This is a genomic window from Amycolatopsis sp. FBCC-B4732, from assembly GCF_023008405.1.
GTDB classification, from domain to species: domain Bacteria; phylum Actinomycetota; class Actinomycetes; order Mycobacteriales; family Pseudonocardiaceae; genus Amycolatopsis; species Amycolatopsis pretoriensis_A.
Window position 1 is genome coordinate 1,013,094 of the sequence record NZ_CP095376.1, and the last position, 24,565, is coordinate 1,037,658.

Here is a 24,565-nt window from a genome sequence, read left to right on the forward strand (position 1 = left end):
GTGCCCGACACCACCCTGCCGGTCTTCCTCGCGGCCGCGGTGCCCACCAGCGGCACCGCGGTCCTCGACGGCGAGGAAGCCCGGCACGCGGCCACCGTCCGCCGGCTGCGCGCGGGGGAGCGGCTGGTGCTGTCCGACGGCGCCGGCGCCATGGCCCGTTGCGTCGTCGAAGCCGTCCAGCCCGGCCGGGACGCGGCCCTCACCCTGACCGTCGAGGAGAGCTGGACCGAGCAGCCACCGGCCCTGCGCGTCGTCCTCGCCCAGGCCCTCGCCAAAGGCGACCGCGGCGAACTCGCCGTCGAGCTCGCCACCGAAGCCGGCGTCGACGCCATCGTCCCCTGGCGCGCCACCCGCAGCGTCGCCAAGTGGGACGACGGCGGCCGCGGCGACAAAGCCCTCGCCCGCTGGCGCGCCACCGCCCGCTCCGCCGCCAAACAAGCCCGCCGCGCCCACGTCCCCGACGTCACCGAGCCCGCCACCACCCGCGAACTCGCCGGCCTCATCGCCACGACGTCCCTCGCGATCGTGCTCGAATCCGACGTGCCGGACCGCCTCACCGACCTCGCCCTCCCCGACACCGGCGACGTCCTCCTCGTCGTCGGCCCCGAAGGCGGCATCACCGACGACGAACTCACCACCCTGCGCGAAGCCGGCGCCCGAGCCGTCCGCCTCGGCACGACCGTCCTGCGCACCTCCACCGCCGCCGCCGTCGCCCTCGGCGCACTAGGGGCCCTGACCACCCGCTGGCACTGAAAAGATCAACCCCGAAAAAACCCGCGAATCTGCGCCCGGTTATGGCGCGATCACACTCCGACCCGTTACTCTCGTTTACTAACGCGCCACCCACCGTTTCGGCGCGCCACTGGGAAGACACGAACTCCGCCGGGCACCTCCCCCCTCGGTCCGGCGGCAGCCGCGGCAGCGGTAGATCGACCCCCAGGGTCTACCGCGCCGCGGCATCTTCCTTCGCTTCGCTTCGTCAGTTGCCGCTCTGCGTTCGTTGTGTCTTCTGGGGGTCAAACCCCCAGACCCCCAGCCGGGGGCGCGCCCCCGGACCCCCCGCGAGTTTCGCTCCGTGCCGGTTTCGATGGGCGGGTGGCGGACTGCCGCGGGTTTCGTTCGGGACTGGTGTGTGGGGCGGGTGGCGGAGTGCCGCGAGTTTCGTTCGGGACTGGTGTGTGGGGCGGGTGGCGGAGTGCCGCGAGTTTCGTTCGGGACTGGTGTGTGGGGCGGGTGGCGGACTGCCGCGAGTTTCGTTCGGGACCGGTGTGTGGGGTGGGTGGCGGACCGCCGCGAGTTTCGCTCGGTACCGGTGTGTGGGGCGGGTGCCGGACCCCCGCGAGTTGCGCTCCGTGCCGGTTTCGATGGGCGGGGTCGGTAGGGTCTGCTCATGAGTGATTCCGACGAGACGCTCTTCGAGCGGATCATTGCTGGTGAGATCCCTGCTGATGTCGTCTATCAGGATGAGACCACCTTTGCTTTCCGGGATATTCGGCCTCAGGCTCGGGTTCACGTGCTCGTCGTGCCCAAGAAGCGGTATCGGAACCTGGGGGAGTTGGCTGCCGCCGAGCCGCAGTTGCTTGCTGACGTTGCGTTGACCGCTCGTCGCGTTGCCGAGCTCGAAGGTGTGCTCGAGAGTGGGTATCGGGTGGTGTTCAACACCGATGGCGACGCCGGGCAGACCGTCTTTCACGTGCATGCCCATGTGCTCGGCGGGGAGCCGCTGGGGCTCTTCGGGGCCGGGGGGTAAACCGGCCTGCGTCTTGTCGGGGGGTGCCAGTAGCATCGGTGGGGTCCAGTCGTACTCACCGAGAAAGCAGGCCTGAGGCCACGTGGCCGGAACCGTACCGGGTGGAGCCGCCCGTCCGGACGTCCCTGGGGACGTCGCGAAGGCCGAGGATTCCGCTGTTCAGGCTGCGCAGTCCCGGTTCCCCATTCCCGACGCTGCCGCGCTGAGCCTGCTCGGGTCTCGGGATGAGAACCTGCGGGTCGCCGAAGAGCTTCTCGCCGCTGACGTGCACGTCCGGGGTAACGAGGTCACGCTGACCGGGAGCCCGGCCGACGTGGCGTTCGCCGAGCGTGTTTTCGCCGAGCTCGTACAGCTCGCCGGTGGGGGGCAGCAGGTCGGCCCGGACACCGTGCGTCGCACCATCGGGATGTTGTCCTCCGGGGATGCGTCGCCGGTCGAGGTGCTGAGTCTCAACATCGTTTCCCGGCGTGGGAAGACCATCCGGCCCAAGACGCTGAACCAGAAGCGGTACGTCGATGCCATCGACAAGCACACCGTCGTCTTCGGGATCGGGCCCGCCGGTACCGGCAAGACCTACCTGGCGATGGCGAAGGCCGTGCAGGCGCTGCAGGCCAAGCAGGTCACGCGGATCGTGCTGACCCGGCCCGCCGTCGAGGCCGGTGAGCGGCTCGGGTACCTGCCGGGCACCCTCAACGAGAAGATCGACCCCTACCTGCGGCCGCTCTACGACGCGCTGCACGACATGGTCGAACCCGAGTCCATCCCGCGGCTCATGCAGGCCGGCACCATCGAGATCGCGCCGCTCGCGTACATGCGCGGCCGCACCCTCAACGACGCCTTCATCATCCTCGACGAGGCGCAGAACACCACGCCCGAGCAGATGAAGATGTTCCTCACCCGGCTCGGCTTCGGGTCCAAGATCGTCGTCACCGGCGACATCACCCAGGTCGACCTGCCCAGCGGGCAGCGCAGCGGCCTGCGGGTCGTGCGCGACATCCTCACCGGCGTCGATGACCTCCACTTCGCCGAACTGACCAGCCAGGACGTCGTCCGGCACCGGCTCGTCGCGAGCATCGTCGACGCCTACGAGAAGTGGCAGGCCGTGCAGGACGCGCAGGGACAGCAGGGCAACGGCTGGAAGGGCAACCGGCGTTGAGCATCGAGATCGCCAACGAATCCGGCGTCAACGTCGACGAGACGTCCATCGTCTCCGCCGCCCGCTACGCCCTCGACAAGATGGAGGTCAGCCCGCTCGCCGAGCTGTCCATCCTCCTCGTCACCCTCGACGTGATGGAAGACCTCCACGAACGCTGGATGGACCTCCCCGGCCCCACCGACGTCATGGCCTTCCCCATGGACGAGCTCGACTCCAGCCGCCGCCCCGACGCGCCCGACGCGTCCCCGGCGCTGCTCGGGGATATCGTGCTCTGCCCGGCGTTCGCCAAGGACCAGGCCAAGACCGCGGGCCACGCCCTGATCGACGAGCTGCACCTGCTCACCGTGCACGGCTGCCTGCACCTGCTCGGCTACGACCACGCCGAACCCGCCGAGGAGCGCGAGATGTTCGCCCTCCAGAAGCGGATCCTCGGCGAGTACCAGGACGCCGTCGCCGCACTGGACAAGCAGAACGCCCAGCGCAACACCGACGACCGCGTCCTCGGCATCGCCGGCCTCGACGCGACCGAGCCGCCGGCCGGGGAAACGCCGTAGTGCCCGGCACCACGAGGCCGGGCCGCCGTCACCGGACCCCCGGCGCGAGACCCTAGCCGCCGGTCATGGTCCAGCTCCTCTTCGCGATCGCGCTCGTCCTCCTGGCGGGCGTCTTCGCGGCGGCCGACGCCGCCATCAGCACCGTCTCGCAGGCCCGGGCCGACGGCCTCGCCCGGCTCGGGCTGCCCGGCGCCCGCCACCTCTCCGCGGTCGTCGCCGAACGACGGCGGCACATCAACCTGCTGCTCCTGCTCCGCCTCGGCTGCGAGCTCACGGCGACGGTGCTCGTCACGGTGTTCGTGGGCACCCGCCTGGCCCCGCTCGGCCTGGCCGTGCTCGTCGCCGCCGTCGTCATGGTCGTGGTCAGCTACGTCCTCATCGGCGTCGGCCCCCGCACCCTCGGCCGCCAGCACCCCTACCGCATCGGCCGCTACGTCGCCGGGCCCGTCCGCGTGCTCGGCTCCGTCCTCGGCCCGCTGTCCCGGCTGCTGATCCTCATCGGTAACGCCATCACACCCGGCCAGGGCTTCCGCGAAGGCCCGTTCACCTCCGAAGTCGAGCTGCGCGAACTCGTCGACCTCGCCCAGGAACGCGGCGTCGTCGAGGACTCCGAGCGCGAGATGATCCACTCGGTGTTCGAGCTGGGCGACACCGTCGCCCGCGAAGTCATGGTGCCGCGCACCGAAATCGTCTGGATCGAGCGCACCAAGACCGTCCGGCAGGCACTGGCGCTGGCGCTGCGCACCGGCTTCACCCGCCTGCCGGTGATCGACGAGTCGGTCGACGACATCGTCGGCGTCGTCAACATCAAGGACCTGATGGCGGCGTACATGGACCCGGACGGCGCCAGCACCATCGTCAGCACGCTGATGAACGAAGCGTCTTTCGTCCCGGACTCGAAGCGCCTCGACGAGCTGCTCAAGGAAATGCAGCGCTCGCACAACCACATGGCGATCGCCGTCGACGAGTACGGCGGCACCGCCGGCCTGCTCACCATCGAAGACGTCCTCGAGGAGATCGTCGGCGAGATCACCGACGAGTCCGACGCCGACGAGCGCCCCGAGGTCGAGGAGCTCGACGGCGGCGCCGTCCGGGTGTCCTCCCGGATGGGCGTCGACGACCTGGGCGAACTCTTCGGCATCGACCTCGAAGACCACGACGTGGAGACCGTGGGCGGCCTGCTCGCGGAACGACTGGGTAGGGTCCCGCTGCCGGGGGCCGAAGCCGAGGTCGCCGGCCTTCGGCTGTTCGCCGAAGGGGGCAAGGACCGGCGCGGCCGCATGCGGATCACCTCCGTCGTGGTGCACCCGGCCGACGCCGACGCGATGACGGACCCGGGCGACCGGACCACCCGCCGCCGCACGCGCGTACCCCACCCCGACGAACGCGACAGGAGCGTCGAACATGCCTGACCTCGAGGCCGAGGACCAGAAACTCGTCACGCTGGCCCGGTCTTCGCGCGCGCGGATCCAGGCCGCCGAGGGCGCCGCGATCCGCGACACCGACGGCCGCACCTACACCGCCGGCACGGTCGACCAGCCGTCGTTCAAGCTCACCGCGCTCCAGGCCGCGGTCGCCGCCGCGCTGTCCAGCGGCGCCGAGGGCATCGAGGCCGCCGCCGTCGTCACCGGCGAAGGCCTGCTCAAGGAAGCGTCCGTGCACGCGGTCCGCGACATCGCCGCGACCGCGCCGATCATCCTCGCCGACCCCAGCGGCGAAGTGCTCCAGGTGCTCAGCCGATGACCGAACACCGCTCCGGCTTCGCCTGCTTCGTCGGCCGCCCCAACGCGGGCAAGTCGACGCTGACCAACGCCCTCGTCGGCACGAAGGTCGCGATCACCTCCAGCAAGCCCCAGACCACCCGGCACGCCATCCGCGGCATCGTCCACCGAGAGGACGCCCAGCTCGTCCTCATCGACACGCCCGGCCTGCACCGCCCCCGCACCCTGCTCGGCGAGCGGCTCAACGACATCGTGCACGCGACGTGGTCCGAAGTGGACGTCGTCGGCCTCTGCGTGCCGGCGAACGAGAAGATCGGCCCCGGCGACAAGTTCATCGCCGCCGAGCTGCAGAAGATCGCGAAGCGCACCCCGGTCGTCGGCATCGTCACGAAGACCGACCTCGTGCAGCCCCAGCAGGTCGCCGAACAGTTGCTTGCCCTGCAGCAAGTAATGGACTTCGCCGAGCTGGTGCCGGTGTCCGCAGTGGACGGTTTCCAGGTCGACACGCTGGCGAAGCTGCTCGTCGAGCGGCTGCCCGAAGGCCCCCAGCTCTACCCGGGCGGCGAGCTCACCGACGAACCCGAGCAGACCCTGGTCGCCGAGCTGATCCGCGAGGCGGCGCTGGAAGGCGTCCGCGACGAGCTGCCGCACTCGATCGCCGTCACCGTCGAAGAGATGCTGCCGCGCGAAGGCCGTGACGACCTCATCGACGTGCACGCGTTCCTGTACGTGGAACGGCCCAGCCAGAAGGGCATCATCCTCGGGCACAAGGGCGAGCGCCTGCGCGAGGTCGGTGCCACCGCCCGCAAGCACATCGAGCGGCTGCTCGGCTCCAAGGTGTACCTCGACCTGCACATCAAGGTGGCCAAGGACTGGCAGCGCGACCCCCGTCAGCTGCGCCGGCTGGGCTTCTGACCGGCGGGTAAGACGCCCGCGGGAATTCCTGGTCTCGATTCGGTCGCGACGGCACGAATCCCGGGGCGCGCGCCGATCCGGCCCCCTACAGTTCGCACCTCGACCACACCGCGGCCGGTCGGGGCGGCCGCTGAACCAGTGGTCGTCCATGGAGCACGACGAAGGGGACCGACCGAAATGACCGACAGCCAGGGCATGCCCAACTACCCCGGCGACCAGCCCGGCGGGCAGCCGAACTACCCCGGCGGCCAGCCGGGCGGGTACCAGCCGGGCCCGCCCCCGAGCAACAACCTGGTGTGGGCCATCCTCACCACCATCCTCTGCTGCCTCCCGTTCGGCGTCGTGTCGATCGTGCAGGCCGCGAAGGTGAACGGGCTCTGGGCGCAGGGCCAGACCGCCGCCGCGCAGGAAGCCGCCGACTCCGCCAAGAAGTGGGCGATCATCTCCGCGGTCGTCGGTGTCGTGTGGCTCGTGCTGTGGATCATCCTGATGATCGCGGGCGTCTTCACGTTCGGCGCGGGCACGACGTCATACTGACGTAGCCGAACAGCAGGAGGATCCCGGTGACCGACCAGTACCCGCCGCCGTACCCGCCCCCGGGCGGGCCGCCGCCCGGCTATGGCTACGGCTACCCGCCGCCGAACTACGGGCCACCGCCGGACAACAACATGGTCTGGGCGATCCTGAGCACGGTGCTTTGCTGCCTGCCGCTCGGCATCGTCTCGATCGTGAAGTCCAGCCAGGTCAGTTCGCTGTGGTTCCAGGGCATGCACGCCGAGGCGCGGAAGGCGGCCGACGACGCCCGCAAGTGGGCGATGTGGTCGGCGATCACGACCGGGATCCTCCTGCTGCTCTACATCGCGTTCATCGTGGTGATGATCGTGGTCGTCGGCGCCAACGCGGACCGGTACACGCCGTGATCGCGACGACCGTCTACACGGGAATCCCGGCGCGGGGCACGAAGGCCAAGCTGCGCGCGCTCGCGCCGCCGCTGGCCCTCGTGGCCGGGCTCGGCGTGTGCTGCGCGGTCGTCTGGGCCGGCGACCCGACCACCCCCGGCGGGTTCCTGCCCGTCTGCCCGACCAAGGCGCTGCTCGGCATCGACTGCCCCGGCTGCGGCGGCATGCGGATGGCGTACAGCCTGATGCACGGGGACATCCCGGCGGCGCTGCACTACAACGCCGTGTCGTTCGTGGTCGTGCTGCTGTTCGTGTGGAGCACGGCCACGTGGACCCTCGGGCGGCTGCGCGGCCGGGCGATGGACAGCTGGCTGCACTGGCGCTGGACACCATTGGTGTTTTCCCTCGTGTTCGTCGTCTGGTTCGTCATCCGCAACCTGCCGTTCGCGCCGTTCACGGCGCTGCGCGTCTGAATCCGGCGCGCCGGGGAACCGGTGCTCCGCCCGCCGCGTCGGACCGGCGCGCGGGTCACCCGGACAGCCGATGCCTGGGAGGCGCGGCCGCGACCGGAGCGAGTACGCTCCCGCGGACCGGACCGATGAGGGCGGATCCGTTTCCGCGCGTCGGGGAAGTGACCAGCGAGGGGAAGACCCAATGACCGATCCCTACGGCCAGCAGTCCTTCGGGCAGCAGCCCGGGGGCCAGCAGCCGTTCGGACAGCCGGGACCGACGCCGTACGGCCAGCCGTCGCCGTTCGGTCAGCCCGCGCCGTACGGCCAGCCGGGTACCCCCTTCGGCGCCCCGCGGAACTACGCGGACTGGGGCCAGCGCGCGATCGGCTGGCTCATCGACTTCGGGCCCATCTACGTGCTGTACCTGATCGTCATCCCGCTGTCCTTCGCCGGCGGGGACGCCGGCTCGCTCCTGGCCGTGATCGGGTCGCTCGCCTGGCTCGGCTGGACCATCTACAACCGGTGGATCCAGCAGGGCAACACCGGCCAGTCGGTGGGCAAGCGGATCGCCAAGGTCAAGCTGGTCCGCGAGGACAACGGGCAGCCGGTCGGTCCGGCCATGGCGTTCGTGCGCGACCTCGCCCACTTCGTCGACAACATCATCTGCTACGTCGGCTGGCTTTGGCCGCTGTGGGACGACAAGTCCCAGACGCTCGCCGACAAGATCGTCGGCACCGTCGTCGTCCGGGCCGACGACGCCGCCGCTCCCTCGCCCTTCGGACCGGGCGCCCAGCCGTTCGCGGGTGGTTACCCGCCGGCCGGCCAGTTCGGCCAGCAGGCGCCCGGTGGTTTCCCGCAGCAGCCGCAGTCCGCGCCCGGTGGTTTCGGCCAGCCGCAGCCGCCCTCCGGTGGTTTCGAGCAGCCGCCGTCGGCGCCGGGTGGGTTCGGCCAGCCGCAGCCGGGTGGGTTCGGCCAGCAGGCGCCCGGTGGTTTCCCGCAGCAGCCCGCCCCGGGCGGGTTCGACCAGCCGGCGCCGGGCGGTTTCGGCCAGCCGCAGCCGCCCTCCGGTGGTTTCCCGCAGCCGGGTCAGCCGCTCGCGCCGCCGCCCGGCGGGTCCCCGTTCGACGAGCAGGCCGAGCGCACCCAGATGCTGCGCCCGGACACCGGCGGCGCGTCCGCCTTCGACGAGCAGGCTGAGCGCACCCAGATGCTGCGTCCCGAGAACCAGGACGAGGCCGAGCAGACCCGCAAGATCGACCCGGGGCAGTTCGGCCGGCACTAGCTTTTCCCGCACCACCGCCGGGGTGACCCGGCGGAAAATCACGAGTAGTTGGGGTACAAGTTCATGACCGATCCCTACGGCCAGCAGCAGCCCTACGGCCAGCAGCCGCAGCAGCCGGGTTACGGCCCGCCGTCCGGCGCTACGCCCGCGCCCTACGGCCAGCCCGCCCCGTACGGGCAGCCCGCGCCCTATGGCCAGCCCGCGCCGTACGGCCAGCCGCCCACCGGTGGGTTCGGCGCCCCCGGCTACGGCATGCCCGGCGGTGGCGGCGACATCAACCAGATCAAGGACTACAAGGGCTGGGCCATCGGCTGCATCTTCCTGTTCTGGATCCTCGCGATCTTCGCGATCATGAAGTCGAACGAGGTCCAGACGTACAAGATGCAGGGCAACTACGCGATGGCGGAGCAGGCCTCGCGGACGACCAAGACGCTCTGCCTGATCGCCACCATCGTCGGCGGCCTCGGCTGTGTGATCGCGATCATCGTCTGGATCGTCGCGCTCACGACCGCCGCCACGTACTGCACGGGCTACTACTGCTGATTCCCGCGGGGCGCACCACCCCGCCATCGCCCGGAAGTGGGACGATGTCGGGGTGGTGAACCTCTACCGCGACACCGGGGTGGTGTTGCGCACGCACAAGCTGGGTGAAGCCGACCGGATCGTCACCCTGCTGACCCGGCGGCACGGCAAGGTCCGGGCCGTCGCGAAGGGCGTGCGGCGGACGTCGTCCCGCTTCGGGGCCCGGCTGGAGCCGTTCGGCCACGTCGACGTGCAGTTCTACACCGGGCGCACGCTCGACGTCATCACCCAGGTCGAGACCGTCGACGCGTTCCAGCTGCCGCTGGTCGCCGACTACCAGCGCTACACCGCGGCCAGCGCGATCGCCGAAACCGCGGACCGGCTCTCGGCCGAAGAGGGCGAGCCGGTGCTCAAGCTCTACCTCCTCGTCTGCGGCGCGCTGCGGTCCCTCGCCGCGGGCGAGCGCGACGCGTCCCTCGTGCTCGACGCGTTCTTCCTCCGCGCGATGTCCTACGCCGGCTGGGCGCCCGCGCTCACCGAGTGCGCCCGCTGCGGCCTGCCGGGCCCGCACGTCGCGTTCAGCGTCCCCGCGGGAGGGTCGATGTGCCAGGACTGCCGCGTCCCGGGGTCCGTGCACCCCGCGCCCGAGGTCCTGGACCTGCTCACGGCCTTGCTGCACGGCGAGTGGACGATGGCCGAGTCGACCCTGCCCGGCACCCGCCGGGACGCGAGCGGCCTGGTCGCGGCGCACCTGCAGTGGCACCTGGAGCGCCAGCTCCGGTCCCTTCCCCTCGTCGAGCGACGTGCCCGGGAGACCCCGATGACGTCCGGGGCTTCGCCCCGAGCCGGGGGCTTCGCCACCCGGACCCCCGAGGGATAGGTGGTGCCCGGGCAGTAAGGTCGGGCTGATCGGTTTCACCCATCCAGGGAGGCTCGCAGTGCTGCGCAGGGGACGCGAGAACAAGGCGTCGCGGTATGAGCTGCGGGCCCCCGATCCGCACCCGACCGGCGCCAAGCCGCCGGAAATCCCCCGCGAGCTGGTACCGAAACACGTCGCGCTGGTCATGGACGGCAACGGCCGCTGGGCCAACCAGCGCGGGCTGCCGCGGATCGAAGGCCACAAGCGCGGTGAGGCGGTGATGATCGACGTCGCCGCCGGCGCGGTCGAAATCGGCGTCAAGTGGCTTTCGGTGTACGCGTTCTCGACGGAGAACTGGAAGCGCAGCCCCGAAGAGGTGCGGTTCCTGATGGGCTTCAACCGCGACACCATCCGCCGCCAGGTCGACTACCTCGGCTCGATCGGCGTGCGCATCCGGTGGGCGGGCCGCCGTCCCAAGCTGTGGGCTTCGGTGATCAAGGAGCTGCAGGCGGCCGAGGAGAAGACCAAGCACAACACGGCGCTGAACATGACGATGTGCGTCAACTACGGCGGCCGGGCCGAGCTGGGCGACGCGATGCAGCGGATCGCGCGCGACGTCGCCGACGGCAAGCTCGACCCCGGCAAGGTCACCGAGAAGACCATCGGCAAGTACCTGTACCAGCCGGACATGCCCGACGTGGACCTGTTCCTGCGGCCGTCGGGGGAGCAGCGGACGTCGAACTTCCTGCTGTGGCAATCCGCGTACGCCGAGATGGTCTACCAGGACACGCTGTTCCCGGACTTCGACCGGACGCACCTGTGGCGCGCCTGCCTGGAGTTCGCGAAGCGGGACAGGCGTTTCGGCGGTGCCGTGGACCAGGCGGCTTCCTCGTGAGCGCGACCGAAGCGGCGGAGACCGCGGAACTGCTGACGCAGGCGAAGGAAGCGCTCGAGCGCTACCTCGAGGTGCGCGTCGACGACGACGGCGCGCTGACGTTCTCCCACGGCGACGTCCCGTGCGTCATCCAGGCGACCCGGCTCGGCGAGGGGCTCACCGTGCTCTCGCTGACCTGCGTGGTCGGCTGGGACCTGGCGGACGGGCCCGGGCTGTCGGTCGCGGTCGCCGAGCGGGCGGGGCAGGGGTTGTTCGGGACGCTCGGCGTCGGGCACACCGACTCCGGGGTCGACGTCACGCTGCGGTACGCGTTCCCGGCCGCGGGCCTGGACGCCGCGGCGCTGGGGACGTTGCTGATGCTGGTCGTGTCGACGGCGTCGCAGCTGCGGACGGAATTGCCGGGTATCGGGTCCGCCGGGTAACCCACAAGGGGTGGAGATTCCGCCGCGAACGGCGGATTCCGGTCGGAAACGGACCGGATCCGACCGTTCGCGACCCGTGCGGGTCATTTCGTGTCGGTGGGCACTGGCATCATCGTCGTCGTGAACATCGTTTCCACTTCCGGCACCGAGCCCGGCCGGCGCACGCGCCGCTTCCGGATCAGCTCGGTCGAGGTGCTGTGCGCGATCCTGCTGGTCGCGATCCTCGGCCAGGGCTGGCTGCAGCAGCTGTTCGACGTGCCCGCGTTGCGCACCGGCTCGACCGTGTTCGTCGCCGTGTGCGTGCAGGCGCTGCCGTTCCTGGTGCTGGGCGTGCTGATCAGCGGGGCCATCGCGGCGTTCGTGCCGGCTCGCGTGCTGGAGAAGGTGCTGCCCCGCCGGTCCGGTGCGGCGGTCGGCGTGGCCGGGCTGGCCGGGGTCGCGCTACCGGGTTGTGAGTGCGCGTCGGTGCCGGTGGCCCGCCGGCTGATGGGACAGGGCGTGGCACCGGCCGCGGCGCTGACGTTCCTGCTGGCGGCGCCGGCGGTGAACCCGGTGGTGCTGGTGGCCACCGCGGTCGCGTTCCCCGGCAAGCCGGAGATGGTGCTGGCCCGCTTCGCCGGCTCGCTGGCGACGGCGATGGTGATGGGCTGGCTGTGGGCCCGCTGGGGCAAGCTCGAGTGGATCACCGCCCGGGCCTTGCGCCGCCTCCCCGAAGTGGCGCCGGGGCAGCGGTGGCGGGTGTTCGCCGAGACGGCCCGCACGGACTTGGTGGAGGCCGGCGGCTTCCTCGTGCTGGGCGCGCTGATCTCGTCGGCGCTGAACGTGCTGGTGCCCGCGAAGTGGTTCGGCGTGCTGGGCGAGCAGCTCGTGCTCGGCGTGCTGGTGATGGCGGTGCTCGCGGTGGTGCTGGCGCTGTGCAGCGAGGCGGACGCGTTCGTGGCGGCGTCCCTGACGGCGTTGCCGCTGCTGCCGAAGCTGGTGTTCCTGGTCGTCGGCCCGGCGGTGGACGTCAAGCTGTTCGCCTTGCAGGCAGGCACGTTCGGCCGCTCGTTCGCGGTCCGCTTCGCCCCGGCGACGTTCGTGGTGGCAACGGCCTGCGCGGTCGTGGCCGGGGTTCTGGTGGGGGTGGCGTGAAGCGCGAGACGCAGAACATCCTGTTGCTCCTGCTGGGGGGAGCGCTGATCAAGATCGCGCTGAACGGCGACTACCTGAGGTACGTGAAGCCGGCCCAGCAACCCTGGATCATCACGGGCGGCGCGGTGATGGTGCTGCTGGGCGCGGTGGCGATCGTGCGCGACCTGCTGTCCGTCCGCACCTCCCGCCCCGACGGCGAGGCGCACCCGGCCGTCGTCGAGCCGGGTTCCCCGGACGACGGTCACGGCCACGCGCACTCGGCCCGCCCGGCGTGGCTGCTGCTGGTCCCGGTACTGGCGGTGTTCCTCGTGGCACCCCCGGCCCTCGGCGCCGATTCGGTGATCCGCACGGAGTCCAGGGTCCCGGCGAGCGCGGCGGCGGCCAACGCGGCGTCGTTCCCGCCCCTTCCGGCCGGCGACCCGGTTCCGTTGGCGGTCAACGAGTTCGTCAGCCGCGCGGGCTGGGACGCGGCAGGCACCCTGAACGGCCGCACCGTCTCCCTGACCGGGTTCGTCGTCCACGCCGACGGCGGAACCCTGCTGGCCCGCCTGGTGATCAGCTGCTGCGCGGCCGACGCGTTCCCGGTGACGGTCCGCCTCCGCGGCGGCGAAGCGGACCACCTGGCGAGCGACGCGTGGATCCGGGTGACCGGCCAGGTGGTCCCCGGCACGGCCACGAAGGCGAACAGCTACACCCCCGACTTGACCCCGTCCTCGCTGACGACGGTCCCGGCCCCCAAGGATCCTTACGAGTACTGACATTCGTCCAAGACGGACGGCCGGCGGCGGCTTGGATTCCGGCACATGGGAGTTCGCGGCAGTACGCACGGGATGCACGTCGTCCACGACGGTCCGAAGCAGGCGCCACCCCTGCTGCCCATCCACGGATCGGGTGCTTCGGGCGCGTCCTGGGGTCCGGTCGCCAGGATCCTCGCCGCCCGCCACCACGTCATCCGGGTCGACCTCCCGGGGTGCGGCCAGTCGCCGCCCGCGGCGTCGTACGCCGTGCCCGGGCAGGCTGCTCGCGTGGCCGCGCTGCTCGACGACCTCGGGCCGGCGCAGGTCACCGTGGCCGGGCACTCCAGCGGCGGCTACGTCGCGACGGCGCTGGCGGAACAACGTCCCGACCTGGTGCGGTCGCTGGCGCTAATCAGCACCGGCCCGAGCCTCGACGCGCTGCTGCCGCAGCCGTGGGTGATCCGCGCCCTGCTGGCCCCGCCGTTCGGCCCGCTGCTGTGGGCACGGCGGTCGGACGCGGTGATCCGCAAGGGAATCCGCGCGACGACCGCCCGCCCGGTGGACGTCCCGGACGACGCCGTCGCCGATCTGAAGAACATCGGCTACCGCACGTTCCGGCGGATCCTGCGCGACTACTCCGCGTACGTCGCCGAACGGAGCGTCCCCGAGCGCCTCGCCGGCGTCGGCCGGCCCGTGCTGGTGGTGTTCGGCGCGGCGGACCCCCGCTGGGACCCGCGGTCGGCACACCAGTACGAGGCGGTGCCGGGCGCGCGCGTCGAACTGCTCCCCGGCGTCGGGCACATCCCGCTGTTCGAAGCCCCGGAGCCGACTAGCGAGCTGCTTCTGCACTTCGCGACGGCCGACGCCGCCCCGGCCTAAGCTGCGTACGTGCTGCCGACCGGCTGGAAGTGGGCGGACGTGGAGGTCGCCGTCCCGCGCCCGGCCACGCGGCTGCCGGGCGTCGTGATGGCGGGATTCCGCCAGCGGATCCGCGCGGACGTCGGGATCGCGATGGTCGCGCACCCGTCCGTCACGCTGTTCCTCGACCTGAGCGAAACGGGCGGGATCGTCCGCGAAGCCGGCGGCACACGCCGGCGCGGCAGCTTCGTCGCCGGTCTCCTCCCGGGCGCCATCCGAACCGGCGGCCAGGAGGGCACTTGCCTCCAGATCCGGCTGTCCCCGGTGATCGCGTCCGCGCTGCTCGGCGTCTCGGCGGAGCTGACGGGCGCCGTGGCCACCCTCGAGGAGGTCTGGGGACGCGACGCCGAGCGAGTCGAGGAGAGGCTGCGCGCCGCTCCGTCCTGGGACGAACGCTTCGCCGTCGCGTCGGACGTCCTCGCCCGACGGCTGGCGACCCGCCCTCGCGTCGAGCCGGAGGTGGTCCAGGCTTGGCGCCGGACCCTCGCCGCCCGGGGGCGCATCAGGGTCGACGGCCTGGCCGAAGAGCTCGGCTGGAGCCGCAAGCGCCTGTGGTCCCGTTTCGGATCCCAGCTGGGACTCACGCCGAAGAGAGCGGCCCAGCTGGTGCGCTTCGACCACGCGGCCCACCTCCTGGCCACCGGCCACACCGCGGCGACGGTCGCCGCGCGAAGTGGTTACGCCGACCAATCCCACCTGCACCGCGAAGCGAGGGCGATCGCAGGACTGACCCCGACCGAGCTGGCCGCGGCTCCCTGGCTGGCCATCGACGACGTAGCTTGGCCGACCGCCCCACGAGCGTGACGCGGCCTCGCAACGCGACCCGGCCGCCCGGCGAACGTGCCACCGCCAGTGCACCGGCGGCGGCCCATCGCGTCGTGCGGGTCCGCGCCCGGGCGACCCGTGACCGGGCTAGTGCTCCGCGCAGGTGCCGGTGATCTCCACCGTGTGCGAGATCTCCGAAAACCCGTGCTCCGCCGCGATCTTCTCCGCCCAGCGCTCGACCGCCGGGCCCTCGACCTCCACCGTCCGGCCGCACAGGCGGCACACCAGGTGATGGTGGTGGTGCGCCGAGCAGCGGCGGTAGATCGCTTCGCCGGAGTCGGTGCGCAGCACGTCGATCTCGCCGGCCTCCGACAGCGACTGCAGGGTGCGGTACACCGTCGTCAGGCCGATGCCGTCGCCGCGTTTGCGCAGCTCGTCATGCAGTTCCTGGGCGGAGCGAAAGTCGTCGACGGTGCTCAGCAGCTCGACCACCGCGGCTCGCTGCCGGGTCGATCGGCGGCCGGGCACCGGGGCTTGGCTGCGCGGCGCGGCGGGGTTCATCACTTTCCTTCCTGCACGTGGGCCACGGCGTCGACCACGATGTGCGCCAGGTGGTCGTCGGCGAGCCGGTAGACCACCTCGCGGCCGCGGCGTTCGCCCTGCACCACCCCGGCCGTCTTCAGCACCCGCAGGTGCTGGCTGATCAGCGGCTGGGCGACGTCGAGGGCGTCCACCAGCTCGTGCACGCACCGGTCGGCGGCCCGCAGCTGCAGGACGATCGCGATCCGCACCGGCGCGGCCAGCGCGCGCAGCAGGTCGCCCGCGTCCGTCAGCACCGATGGCGCCGGGTGGACCGGCTCGGCCGCCGGTGCGCAGTCCGCGAGGCCCGGCTGGGCGCCACTCCCGGTCACCGTCGCCATGCCCGCCTCCACCCTGCCCGTCCGGACCATGAATTCCGTAGTCATTGCCGATAACGGCGCCGCCCATCCTAGTGTTCCCCCGGACGGGAGCCCCGCCCCGGCGCCGAGCTGCGAAGTACGGCTGGTCGTATTACCCCGTTCGGGTGAGTTCGTGGGATATTGGCTCTTCGGCTTCGCATGTAGTGGCCGACGGTGCAAGGTTGTCGCGGAGCGTTTTGCCGCTTCTCGCACAGCCGGCGCCGCGCCCAAGCACACCAGTGGGGAGACATGACCCGTTTCGCAACCAAGGCAGCAGCGCTGACGGCTGTCGTGTTCCCGCTGGTCGGAGTGGGTTTGGCCGGGGCTCAGACGCAGGCTGTCGACGAGAAGTCCGGGCCGGTCTCGTTCGCGAACATCGCGTCGGTCCGGATCGGCGGGGAAGGTCAGCGCGGCGGCGCCCTCATCACGGAGACGCAGCGCTCGCCGTTGCTGCCCGGTCAGTCGAAGCTCGGCACGGACCGCGTCACCGTCCCGAAGGACGACGGCGAGCGCGCGACCTTCGGTGGGCACTACCAGATCGACCTGGGCCGCTACAGCGCGTCACAGAACCCGTACCCGCCGGGTGTCGCGAGCCGCGACCACAACGTCGTCGCCGCGCTGCAGGCCACCACCGTGCCCACGGCCGTCGCGGAGACGAACTACGCGCTGCGCGACGTCTGGCAGGGCGCGGCGAAGGCGGCCGACAACACCGTGCTCGTGCTCGAAGGCGCGAAGTCGGCCGTGGACTGCACCGGCCCCGCCAAGCTCACCGCCACCACGTCCGTCGCACGGCTGTGGGTGCGCCAGGCCGACGGGTCGCTCGGCATCGTCCCGGTGCCCGGCGGCAACGCCGGCCTCCAGCTGGCCAACCTGCGGCTCGGGCCGCCCGGCGACATCGCGAACGCGGACAGGGCCACGACGGTCTCCGACCTCAAGCTGACCCGCGTCGGCGCGTTCGACCAGCTGATCCGGCAGGACGGCTGGCGGGGTGGCGACTTCACCGCCGTCGCCGGCTGGCGCGTCGAGATCACCACCCACGTCAAGGACGCGCAGGGCGCCGCGGTGCAGGACGTCGTGACGAACATCGTGCTCGGCGGCGTCAGCTGCTCGGTCCCCAAGGGGTTCGTCGCGAAGGCGGGCAACCAGGCGGGCGGCACGAGCGCGTCGCAGGCGGCGGTCCCGACGCAGGTCCCGGCCGGCTACCTCGGCGCGGCGGCCCCCGCGACCGACGGCGACGGCTCCCGCGTCCCGCTCGGCATCGGCCTGCTCTTCGGCGGCGTGTTCTTCGCGGCGGTCGCGCTGCTGCTCGGGCGGCGGCGCAAAACCGGGACGGACTAGGTGCTCCGCACCGCGCTGGCCGCCGTCGCGGCCGCGCTGGCCGTGGCCGCTTTCGCGGCCGGGATCGTCCTGCTGACCTGGCTGCCGCCGACGGCAGCCCCGCTGGCGGCCCCGCCGCCCGGCTCGCTGCCGGGGGAGAACGCGGCCCCGGCGGTGCTGCCCGCGGACAGCGAATCGGCGGCCCAGCAGCGCCCGGGCACGGTCCGGCTCCCCGACGGCGCGACCGCGCGGCTGGTCCGCACGGAACTGACCGACACGGGCGTGCTGCCGATTCCCCGCGGCCTCGGGGACGCGGCCTGGTGGGGCGCGAAGCTGGGCGCGGACCGCGGCACGGCGCTGCTGTCGGGCCACGTCAACTGGGAGGGGCAGCGCGGCCCGTTCGACGAGCTGTGGCGCACCCGCGCCGGCGACGAGGTCAGCATCGTCGACGCCCGCGGCGGCCGCTGGGTCTACCGCGTCGACCAGGTGGTGACGCTTGCGAAGGAAGCGCTCCCGCAGCAGGCCCAGAGCTGGTTCAACCAGAGCGGCCCCCACCGCCTGGTCCTGGTCACCTGCGGCGGCGACTACGTAGGCGGCACCGAGGGCTACGACGAGAACCGCCTGGTCACGGCGAACCTGGTGACCCGCCCGCCCGGCTGACCCCGAGCCGGGTCGCTCACCGCATCCCGCCCGCGGCCTGCCCGGGCCCGCCCGAGTCCTACGGGTGGGCCGGGCCGGGCCGGGCCGGGGTGGCGGTGGCGGTGGCGGTGGCGCACGCAGTCCTGCTCGCGGCCGCCGGCCCGCCCGCCGGTGGACCCCGCCCGTCGGTGGCCCCCGTCGGACCCGCGCCCGGGTCCCGGCCGCGCCCAAGCCACGCCGTGTTGTGCCATGACGAGCCCGCTCCGCGAAGGCGAGCCGGGCCCAGTCGAGCCGGGCCCAGTCGAGCCGTGCCCAGTCGAGCCGGGCCAAGCCGGGCCGGGCCAAGCCGGGGCCATGCCGAGCCCGCTCCGCGAAGCCGAGCCGGGCCGAGCCCGAGTCGAGCCGAGTCGAGCCGGGTCGAGCCGGGCCGGGCCAAGCCGGGGCCATGCCGAGCCCGCTCCGCGAAGCCGAGCCGGGCCGAGCCCGAGTCGAGCCGGGTCGAGCCGGGCCGGGCCAAGCCGGGGCCATGCCGAGCCCGCTCCGCGAAGCCGAGCCGGGCCGAGCCCGAGTCGAGCCGGGCCGGGCCAAGCCGGGGCCATGCCGAGCCCGCTCCGCGAAGCCGAGCCGGGCCGAGCCCGAGTCGAGCCGGGTCGAGCCGAGCCGAGCCGGGGCCATGCCGAGCCCGCTCCGCGAAGCCGAGCCGAGCCAAGCCCGGGCCAGGCCGGGCCGGGTCGAGCCGGCCGGGCCAAGCCAAGCCGGGCCGGGCCGGGCCGGGCCGGGCCAAGCCGGGCCGGGCCAAGCCGGGCCGGGCCAAGCCGGGCCGGGCCAAGTCGGGCCGAGCCCGAGTCGAGCCAAGCCGAGCCCAGGCCGGCCCGAACCGTGTCGAGCCGCGATCCCGGTGCAACCTCCCGCACCCGCCACTGCATGTGTTCCTTCGCCGAGTCACCCGAGCGAAGGAGCCAGACCCCATGCAGGAGCAGAACCCGGCGGAGCGGAAGAAGGGCTCCGGCCGCTGGTGGATCGTCGGCGTCGCCGGCGCTTTCGTCGTCGCCGCGCTGGTCGCCACCCTGCTCATCTTCACCGGAAAGGATGAACCCGCGGTTGCGAACGGCACCGGGACGCCCGCCACAACGAACCAGCCCGCCGAACAAAAGGACCCCGGCCGCGCCCCGGTGCACCTGAGCCTGCCCGGCGGCGGCACCGCGAAGCTCGTCCAGGAGGACCTCGACGCGAACGGCGCGCTCAAGATCCCCGAGGGCCTCGACGAAGCTGCCTGGTGGGGCGCCGAACTGGGCGCCGACCACGGCGTCGCCCTGCTCTCCGGGCACGTGAACTGGAAGGGCAAGAAAGGCCCGTTCATGGAACTCTGGCAGGTCGAGCAGGGCCAGGAGGTCAAGCTCACGGACACCGCGGGCGGCGCCTGGGTCTATCGGGTCGACGCCGTCGAGACCGTCCACAAGACCGACCTCGCCGGGCGCTCCGAGCAGCTCTTCGACCCCGATGGCCCGCACAAGCTGCTGCTGGTCACCTGCGGTGGCGAATACGTCGGCGGGACCGAGGGCTACGAGGACAACCGCGTCGTGACGGCGTCGCTGGTGTCGCGGCCGTAGCCTGCGCGATAACCGCTGGGCCCCGGCGGATACCCTGGACGTTCTAGTCCGATAACCGTCCCCGCATGCTTCCGGAGCGTGGAGTGCCCACGAACACCATTGAGACCGTAGTCCGCCTGTGCAAGAACCGTGGTTTCGTCTTCCCCAGCGGGGACATCTACGGCGGTACCCGCTCGGCGTGGGACTACGGCCCGCTCGGGGTCGAGCTGAAGGACAACATCAAGCGCCAGTGGTGGAAGACCGTCGTCCAGGGCCGTGAAGACGTGGTCGGCCTCGACTCCTCGGTGATCCTGCCGCGCCAGGTGTGGGTGGCTTCGGGGCACGTCAACGTCTTCACCGACCCGCTGATCGAGTGCCTGTCCTGCCACAAGCGGTTCCGCGCCGACCAGCTCGCCGAGGAGTACACCGCGCGCAGCGGCAAGGAGACCACCGAGGACGACCTGTCCGACGTGCCCTGCCCCAACTGCGGCACCCGCGGCAAGTACACCGAGCCGCGGGACTTCAACATGATGCTGAAGACCTACCTCGGCCCGGTGGAGTCGGAGGAGGGCCTGCACTACCTCCGCCCGGAGACCGCGCAGGGCATCTTCGTGAACTTCTCCAACGTCCAGACGACGTCGCGGAAGAAGCCGCCGTTCGGCATCGGCCAGATCGGCAAGTCCTTCCGCAACGAGATCACGCCGGGCAACTTCATCTTCCGCACGCGCGAGTTCGAGCAGATGGAGATGGAGTTCTTCGTCGAGCCGGGCGAGGACGAGCGCTGGCACCAGTACTGGATCGACGAGCGCACGAAGTGGTACACCGACCTCGGCATCAAGGCCGAGAACCTGCGCCACTTCGAGCACCCGAAGGAAAAGCTCTCGCACTACGCGAAGCGGACCGTCGACATCGAGTACCGCTTCGCGTTCAACGCGGGTCAGGAGTGGGGCGAGCTCGAGGGCATCGCCAACCGCACCGACTTCGACCTGACCACGCACTCGAACCACTCGGGTCAGGACCTGTCGTTCTTCGACCAGGCGTCGGGGCAGCGCTACCGGCCGTTCGTGATCGAGCCGGCGGCCGGTGTCGGCCGGTCGATGATGGCCTTCATGGTCGACGCCTACCACGAGGAGCAGGTGCCGAACGCCAAGGGCGGCACCGACACCCGTGTGGTGCTCAAGCTCGACCCGCGGCTTTCGCCGTTCAAGGTCGCGGTGCTCCCGCTGTCGCGCAACGCCGACCTGACGCCGAAGGCGAAGGAGGTCGCCGCGGCCCTGCGCAAGCACTGGAACGTCGACTTCGACGACGCGCAGGCGATCGGCCGCCGCTACCGCCGCCAGGACGAGATCGGCACGCCGTACTGCGTCACGGTCGACTTCGACTCGCTCGAGGACCAGGCCGTGACCGTGCGCGAGCGCGACTCGATGTCGCAGGAGCGCGTCGCGATCGACAAGCTCGAGTCCTACCTGGCGGCCCGCCTCATCGGCTGCTGAACCGTGCCCGGGCCCGGGCACCCCTGACACCTGTCACGGCGAGGTCGTGACGCACGGTCTGGGATCCCGGGCCCGCCGGGCGGCAGCCTGGGGGCATGCGAGAAACAGACATCCAGGCGGTGGCGGCGGGGGCCGCGGTCCACCTCACCGGCCTGCGGAAGCACTACGGCGACGTCCACGCGGTCGACGGCCTCGACCTGACGATCGCCCCGGGCGAAGTGGTCGCCCTGCTCGGCCCGAACGGCGCCGGCAAGTCCACCACCGTCGACATGGTCCTCGGCCTGACCAGCCCCGGCGCCGGCGAAGTGCGCGTGTTCGGGCGCAAGCCGATCGACGCCGTCCGCGCCGGGCTGATCGGCGCGATGCTGCAGGGCGGCGCCCTGATGGACGACCTGACCGTCGCCGAGACCGTCGGCATGGTCGCGGCCCTGCACCGCCGCCCGCTGCCGGTGGCCGAAGCTCTGCGCGCCGCCGGCGTCGAAGAGCTGGCCGGCCGCCGCGCGAACAAGCTGTCCGGCGGGCAGAAGCAGCGTGTGCGCTTCGCCGTCGCCCTGGTCAGCAACCCCGATCTGCTGATCCTCGACGAGCCGACGGCCGCGATGGACGTCGGGACGCGGCGCGAGTTCTGGCAGTCGATGTACGCGTTCACCGAGTCCGGCCGCACGGTCGTGTTCGCGACGCACTACCTCGAAGAAGCCGAAGAGTTCGCCGACCGGGTGGTGCTGATGCGCCGCGGCCGGATCGTCGCCGACGGCAGCGTCGCCGAGGTCCGCGCGCTCGCCGGCGGCCGCACCCTGCGCGCCGCCGTCCCGGGCGCCACCGAGGCGCTGATCGCCGCGCTGCCCGGCGTCAAGGAGTTCGAGCTGCGCGGCGACCGCGTCGCCATCTCCAGCGCCGACTCCGACGAGACGCTCTGGGCGCTCAAGGCCGCCGTCCCGGCCGTGCACGACGTCGAGATCGGGGCCGTCGGCCTCGAAGGCGCCTTCCTTTCCCTGACCGCCGACGAGACCGCGGAGCCCGTCCGATGAACGCCACCTACCTGGTCACCGAGATCCGCCGCAACTTCCGGGCGCCGCGGTTCCTGATCTTCGTCGTCGCCTTCCCGGTGCTGATGTTCCTGTTGCAGGCCAACGTCTTCACGAAGGCGGACGCGCCGGACCACGTCGCGATCGCCGCCGTGATCATGATCAACATGATGACGTTCGGGACGTTCGCCGCGGCCACGAACAGCGGCGCCCGGCTCGCGCTCGAACGCGCCGCCGGCTGGCAGCGCCAGTTGCGCCTGACGCCGCTGACCGGCACCGGTTACCTGGCTGGCAAGGGCATCTCCGGGATGCTCGTGGGGCTGCCCGCGCTGGTCCTGGTGCCGCTGCTGGCCGTGACGGTCGAGGGCGTGCACCTCGACGCCGCGGGCTGGGTCCGGATCTTCGCCGGCGTCTGGCTCGGCACGATCCCGCTGGTGCTGCTCGGGCTGCTGCTCGGCCAGTTCGGCACGCCCGATTCGATGCAGCCGGTCAACATGATCGTCACCCTCGGCATGGGTTTCCTCGGCGGCCTGTGGATCCCGATCGAGTCGATGCCGGGCTGGATGCACGACGTCGCCCAGATCATGCCGACGTACTGGGTGCTGCAGGTGGCGCGACCCGCGGTGACCACCGACATGGTGGTGTCCCTGCCGACCGCGGCCGGCGTGCTCGGGGCGTGGGCGGTCGTGCTCGGAGCGCTCGTGATCAGGCGTTACCGTAAGGACAGCGCCCGCGTCTGAGGGCCGGAAGAACGAGGAACGGCGATGGCGAAGCGCAAGTTCGGGCTGGACAACAAGGAATCGTGGTGGGAGGACCCGCTGCCCGACGCCGGGCGCCGCGGCGGTCCGAAGGGCCTGCGGTGGTCGGTCATGTCGGTGGTGTTCCTGCTGCCGTTCCTCCTCCCGGTCACGCGGGGTCTGCTGGCCGAGCCCGGCGTTTCGGCCGAGGCCGTGCTCACCGGCGTGCTGATCTACACGTACGCGTTGTGCTACGCGATCTTCCCGTTCTTCTTCCAGCGGGAGCGCCGGGTGAAGCTGGCCTTCGGGATCACGATGAACGTGCTGGGGGTCGCGACGCTGGCGACGACCAGCGCGAGCGCGTTCGTCCTGCTCTACGGCACGGCGGTGCTGGTGTTCCTGCTCCCGGCCGCCTGGTCGGTGCTCCTGGACGTCGGCGCGCTGGCCGGCGGCGCCCTCGTGCTGCTGGTCGAGGGCCGGTTCCTGGCCGACTACGGCGACCTCATCACGGTCGGTTCGGTGACGCTGGCGATGTTCTTCATGGCCAACCTCGTCCGCGCGGTCCGGCGGCTGGAGCGGGCCAACGAGGAGATCGCCACCCTGGCGGTGGCGAACGAGCGCCAGCGCGTCGCGCGCGACCTGCACGACCTGCTCGGGCACAGCCTCACCACGATCACCGTCAAGGCGGGGCTGGCCCGGCGGGTGCTGGAGAGCTCCGGCGACATCCCGCGCACGGTCGAGGAGATCCGCGAGATCGAGAGCCTCACGCGCAGCGCGCTCTCCGACGTCCGCGCGACCGTTTCGGAATACCGCGAAGTGTCTCTGTCGGCGGAGCTCGTCGGCGCGCGGGCGGCGCTGCGGGCCGCGGAGATCGACGCCGACCTGCCGCACGCCGTCGACAACGTGCGGCCGGAGCTGCAGAACACCTTCGGGTACGTGCTGCGTGAAGCCGTCACGAATGTGCTGCGGCATTCCGGGGCGAAGCAGGTGACGGTCCAGCTGGGCGACACCTGGCTGGAGATCGAGGACGACGGCCGGGCCACCGAGGTCGTCGCGGGCAACGGCCTGCGCGGGCTTTCGGAGCGGCTCGCCGCGGTGGGGGGCGCGTTGCGGACGTCCGTCCGGCCCGGGGGAGGATTGCTGGTGCGGGCGGAGATCCCGCGCCCCGAACCGCACGCGGCCGCCCCGGCCGTGCGCGCCGAACCCGCGGGAGGATTCGCTTGATCCGGGTGCTGCTGGCCGACGACCAGGCCATGGTGCGCGGGGCGCTGGCCACCGTGCTCGGGCTCGAAAGCGACATCGAGGTGGTCGGGCAGGTCGGCTCGGGCGACGAGGTCGCCGCCGCCGCCCGCGAGGCGAAACCCGACGTCGCCCTGCTGGACGTGCAGATGCCGGGCAAGGACGGCCTCGAAGCCGCGGCCGACCTGCGGGCCGCGCTCCCGTCGTGCCGGGTGATCATCTGCACGACGTTCGGCAGGCCCGGCTACCTGGCCCGCGCGATGGCGGCGGGCGCGGCCGGGTTCGTCGTCAAGGACGCCCCGCCCGAGCAGCTCGTCGAAGCCGTCCGGCGAGTCCACAGTGGACTGCGGGTGGTGGACCCGGCGCTGGCCGCGGAATCCCTCGCCACCGGGGCGAGCCCGCTCACCGGACGCGAGCTGGACGTGCTGCGGGAGGCCAAGGACGGCAGCACGGTGGCCGACGTGGCGCGCGCCCTGCACCTGTCGGAGGGCACCGTGCGCAACCACTTGTCCGCCGCGATCGGCAAGACGGGCGCGCGGACCCGGGCCGAGGCCGTCCGCGTCGCCGAGGAGCGCGGCTGGCTCTGAGCGGGCGGCGGCGTTCTGAC

General features: G+C 72.0%; 29 protein-coding genes. 27 read left to right on the forward strand and 2 right to left on the reverse strand.

The features are described from left to right. The 19 genes from MUY14_RS03805 (at position 1) to MUY14_RS03895 (ending at position 15,020) form a co-directional block, all read left to right on the forward strand. Positions 1–753: a 16S rRNA (uracil(1498)-N(3))-methyltransferase gene (locus tag MUY14_RS03805; protein ID WP_247020840.1), complete on the forward strand. Its 753-nt coding sequence runs from the start codon at positions 1–3 to the stop codon at positions 751–753. A gap of 637 nt (positions 754–1,390) precedes the next feature. Beyond that, complete coding sequence (locus tag MUY14_RS03810) at positions 1,391–1,750, forward strand: histidine triad nucleotide-binding protein (protein ID WP_247020842.1); 360 nt, start codon at positions 1,391–1,393, stop codon at positions 1,748–1,750. An 82-nt stretch (positions 1,751–1,832) separates the two neighbouring features. After that, the gene (locus MUY14_RS03815; RefSeq protein WP_247020844.1) at positions 1,833–2,906 is read left to right on the forward strand and encodes a PhoH family protein; all 1,074 of its coding nucleotides are present in this window, start codon (positions 1,833–1,835) and stop codon (positions 2,904–2,906) included. Further along, positions 2,903–3,460 carry an rRNA maturation RNase YbeY gene (gene ybeY, locus MUY14_RS03820; protein WP_247020847.1) on the forward strand — a complete coding sequence of 186 codons (558 nt, stop codon included), beginning with the start codon at positions 2,903–2,905 and terminating at the stop codon, positions 3,458–3,460. Before MUY14_RS03815 ends, ybeY begins: the two co-directional genes overlap by 4 nt. Positions 3,461–3,525: 65 nt before the next feature. Beyond that, positions 3,526–4,872 (forward strand): hemolysin family protein, encoded by a 1,347-nt coding sequence (locus MUY14_RS03825; protein WP_247020848.1) that lies wholly within the window; start codon positions 3,526–3,528, stop codon positions 4,870–4,872. Further along, the gene (locus tag MUY14_RS03830) at positions 4,865–5,203 is read left to right on the forward strand and encodes a cytidine deaminase (protein ID WP_247020850.1); all 339 of its coding nucleotides are present in this window, start codon (positions 4,865–4,867) and stop codon (positions 5,201–5,203) included. Before MUY14_RS03825 ends, MUY14_RS03830 begins: the two co-directional genes overlap by 8 nt. Continuing rightward, on the forward strand, positions 5,200–6,096 hold the full coding sequence (gene era / locus MUY14_RS03835; RefSeq protein WP_247020852.1) for a GTPase Era: 897 nt from the start codon (positions 5,200–5,202) through the stop codon (positions 6,094–6,096). Before MUY14_RS03830 ends, era begins: the two co-directional genes overlap by 4 nt. A 177-nt stretch (positions 6,097–6,273) precedes the next feature. Beyond that, positions 6,274–6,633, forward strand: coding sequence for a CD225/dispanin family protein (locus tag MUY14_RS03840; protein WP_247020854.1), 360 nt, complete (start codon positions 6,274–6,276; stop codon positions 6,631–6,633). A 26-nt stretch (positions 6,634–6,659) separates the two neighbouring features. Beyond that, on the forward strand, positions 6,660–7,016 hold the full coding sequence (locus tag MUY14_RS03845; protein ID WP_247020856.1) for a CD225/dispanin family protein: 357 nt from the start codon (positions 6,660–6,662) through the stop codon (positions 7,014–7,016). Next, on the forward strand, positions 7,013–7,468 hold the full coding sequence (locus MUY14_RS03850) for a DUF2752 domain-containing protein (protein ID WP_247020858.1): 456 nt from the start codon (positions 7,013–7,015) through the stop codon (positions 7,466–7,468). Before MUY14_RS03845 ends, MUY14_RS03850 begins: the two co-directional genes overlap by 4 nt. Before the next feature lie 181 nt (positions 7,469–7,649). Beyond that, positions 7,650–8,729 (forward strand): RDD family protein, encoded by a 1,080-nt coding sequence (locus MUY14_RS03855; protein ID WP_247020860.1) that lies wholly within the window; start codon positions 7,650–7,652, stop codon positions 8,727–8,729. Between the two features lie 63 nt (positions 8,730–8,792). Further along, on the forward strand, positions 8,793–9,272 hold the full coding sequence (locus MUY14_RS03860) for a CD225/dispanin family protein (protein WP_247020862.1): 480 nt from the start codon (positions 8,793–8,795) through the stop codon (positions 9,270–9,272). A 52-nt stretch (positions 9,273–9,324) separates the two neighbouring features. Further along, positions 9,325–10,131, forward strand: coding sequence for a DNA repair protein RecO (gene recO / locus MUY14_RS03865; protein WP_247020864.1), 807 nt, complete (start codon positions 9,325–9,327; stop codon positions 10,129–10,131). Between the two features lie 58 nt (positions 10,132–10,189). Next, positions 10,190–11,005: an isoprenyl transferase gene (locus tag MUY14_RS03870; RefSeq protein WP_247020866.1), complete on the forward strand. Its 816-nt coding sequence runs from the start codon at positions 10,190–10,192 to the stop codon at positions 11,003–11,005. Next, a complete protein-coding gene (locus tag MUY14_RS03875; RefSeq protein ID WP_247020868.1) occupies positions 11,002–11,427 on the forward strand; it encodes a YbjN domain-containing protein in 426 nt (141 codons plus the stop codon). Before MUY14_RS03870 ends, MUY14_RS03875 begins: the two co-directional genes overlap by 4 nt. 126 nt (positions 11,428–11,553) lie before the next feature. Then, positions 11,554–12,561: a permease gene (locus MUY14_RS03880; protein WP_247025046.1), complete on the forward strand. Its 1,008-nt coding sequence runs from the start codon at positions 11,554–11,556 to the stop codon at positions 12,559–12,561. Beyond that, the gene (locus MUY14_RS03885) at positions 12,558–13,319 is read left to right on the forward strand and encodes a TIGR03943 family putative permease subunit (protein WP_247020870.1); all 762 of its coding nucleotides are present in this window, start codon (positions 12,558–12,560) and stop codon (positions 13,317–13,319) included. Before MUY14_RS03880 ends, MUY14_RS03885 begins: the two co-directional genes overlap by 4 nt. A gap of 72 nt (positions 13,320–13,391) precedes the next feature. Beyond that, on the forward strand, positions 13,392–14,177 hold the full coding sequence (locus MUY14_RS03890) for an alpha/beta fold hydrolase (RefSeq protein WP_247020872.1): 786 nt from the start codon (positions 13,392–13,394) through the stop codon (positions 14,175–14,177). 9 nt (positions 14,178–14,186) lie between these two features. Further along, entirely contained in the window at positions 14,187–15,020 is an 834-nt protein-coding gene (locus MUY14_RS03895) for an AraC family transcriptional regulator (RefSeq protein WP_247020874.1), read from the forward strand. 108 nt (positions 15,021–15,128) lie between these two features. On the opposite strand, the gene MUY14_RS03900 is transcribed toward MUY14_RS03895, so the two are convergent. Together MUY14_RS03900 and MUY14_RS03905 are read right to left on the reverse strand one after the other, a co-directional pair. Beyond that, a complete protein-coding gene (locus MUY14_RS03900; RefSeq protein ID WP_086858947.1) occupies positions 15,129–15,542 on the reverse strand; it encodes a Fur family transcriptional regulator in 414 nt (137 codons plus the stop codon). After that, a complete protein-coding gene (locus MUY14_RS03905; RefSeq protein ID WP_247020875.1) occupies positions 15,542–15,901 on the reverse strand; it encodes a helix-turn-helix transcriptional regulator in 360 nt (119 codons plus the stop codon). Before MUY14_RS03905 ends, MUY14_RS03900 begins: the two co-directional genes overlap by 1 nt. Before the next feature lie 267 nt (positions 15,902–16,168). On the opposite strand from MUY14_RS03905, the gene MUY14_RS03910 reads away from it, so the two are divergent. From MUY14_RS03910 to MUY14_RS03945, 8 genes are all read left to right on the forward strand, one after another. Beyond that, positions 16,169–17,257: a hypothetical protein gene (locus tag MUY14_RS03910; RefSeq protein ID WP_247020877.1), complete on the forward strand. Its 1,089-nt coding sequence runs from the start codon at positions 16,169–16,171 to the stop codon at positions 17,255–17,257. Next, positions 17,258–17,896 (forward strand): class F sortase, encoded by a 639-nt coding sequence (locus MUY14_RS03915; protein WP_247020879.1) that lies wholly within the window; start codon positions 17,258–17,260, stop codon positions 17,894–17,896. It abuts the gene before it with no gap. A gap of 947 nt (positions 17,897–18,843) precedes the next feature. After that, positions 18,844–19,485: a class F sortase gene (locus MUY14_RS03920; RefSeq protein ID WP_247020881.1), complete on the forward strand. Its 642-nt coding sequence runs from the start codon at positions 18,844–18,846 to the stop codon at positions 19,483–19,485. Between the two features lie 83 nt (positions 19,486–19,568). Then, positions 19,569–20,957 carry a glycine--tRNA ligase gene (locus tag MUY14_RS03925; RefSeq protein ID WP_247020883.1) on the forward strand — a complete coding sequence of 463 codons (1,389 nt, stop codon included), beginning with the start codon at positions 19,569–19,571 and terminating at the stop codon, positions 20,955–20,957. 95 nt (positions 20,958–21,052) lie between these two features. Further along, a complete protein-coding gene (locus tag MUY14_RS03930) occupies positions 21,053–21,985 on the forward strand; it encodes an ABC transporter ATP-binding protein (RefSeq protein ID WP_247020885.1) in 933 nt (310 codons plus the stop codon). Then, complete coding sequence (locus MUY14_RS03935) at positions 21,982–22,722, forward strand: ABC transporter permease (RefSeq protein ID WP_247020887.1); 741 nt, start codon at positions 21,982–21,984, stop codon at positions 22,720–22,722. The genes MUY14_RS03930 and MUY14_RS03935 overlap by 4 nt, the downstream gene beginning before the upstream one ends. A gap of 24 nt (positions 22,723–22,746) precedes the next feature. Beyond that, the gene (locus MUY14_RS03940) at positions 22,747–23,943 is read left to right on the forward strand and encodes a sensor histidine kinase (RefSeq protein WP_247020890.1); all 1,197 of its coding nucleotides are present in this window, start codon (positions 22,747–22,749) and stop codon (positions 23,941–23,943) included. Next, the gene (locus MUY14_RS03945) at positions 23,940–24,545 is read left to right on the forward strand and encodes a DNA-binding response regulator (RefSeq protein ID WP_247020892.1); all 606 of its coding nucleotides are present in this window, start codon (positions 23,940–23,942) and stop codon (positions 24,543–24,545) included. The genes MUY14_RS03940 and MUY14_RS03945 overlap by 4 nt, the downstream gene beginning before the upstream one ends. Positions 24,546–24,565 lie beyond the last annotated feature (20 nt).

Coding starts and splice junctions, on each gene's coding strand:
- MUY14_RS03900 (WP_086858947.1), bottom strand. CDS start 15,542: ATGAACCCCGCCGCGCCGCGCAGCCAAGCCCCGGTGCCCGGCCGCCGA.
- MUY14_RS03905 (WP_247020875.1), bottom strand. CDS start 15,901: ATGGCGACGGTGACCGGGAGTGGCGCCCAGCCGGGCCTCGCGGACTGC.
- MUY14_RS03920 (WP_247020881.1), top strand. CDS start 18,844: ATGCAGGAGCAGAACCCGGCGGAGCGGAAGAAGGGCTCCGGCCGCTGG.
- MUY14_RS03890 (WP_247020872.1), top strand. CDS start 13,392: ATGCACGTCGTCCACGACGGTCCGAAGCAGGCGCCACCCCTGCTGCCC.
- MUY14_RS03935 (WP_247020887.1), top strand. CDS start 21,982: ATGAACGCCACCTACCTGGTCACCGAGATCCGCCGCAACTTCCGGGCG.
- MUY14_RS03855 (WP_247020860.1), top strand. CDS start 7,650: ATGACCGATCCCTACGGCCAGCAGTCCTTCGGGCAGCAGCCCGGGGGC.
- MUY14_RS03840 (WP_247020854.1), top strand. CDS start 6,274: ATGACCGACAGCCAGGGCATGCCCAACTACCCCGGCGACCAGCCCGGC.
- era (WP_247020852.1), top strand. CDS start 5,200: ATGACCGAACACCGCTCCGGCTTCGCCTGCTTCGTCGGCCGCCCCAAC.
- MUY14_RS03940 (WP_247020890.1), top strand. CDS start 22,747: ATGGCGAAGCGCAAGTTCGGGCTGGACAACAAGGAATCGTGGTGGGAG.
- MUY14_RS03910 (WP_247020877.1), top strand. CDS start 16,169: ATGACCCGTTTCGCAACCAAGGCAGCAGCGCTGACGGCTGTCGTGTTC.
- MUY14_RS03830 (WP_247020850.1), top strand. CDS start 4,865: ATGCCTGACCTCGAGGCCGAGGACCAGAAACTCGTCACGCTGGCCCGG.
- MUY14_RS03930 (WP_247020885.1), top strand. CDS start 21,053: ATGCGAGAAACAGACATCCAGGCGGTGGCGGCGGGGGCCGCGGTCCAC.
- MUY14_RS03825 (WP_247020848.1), top strand. CDS start 3,526: ATGGTCCAGCTCCTCTTCGCGATCGCGCTCGTCCTCCTGGCGGGCGTC.
- MUY14_RS03810 (WP_247020842.1), top strand. CDS start 1,391: ATGAGTGATTCCGACGAGACGCTCTTCGAGCGGATCATTGCTGGTGAG.
- MUY14_RS03860 (WP_247020862.1), top strand. CDS start 8,793: ATGACCGATCCCTACGGCCAGCAGCAGCCCTACGGCCAGCAGCCGCAG.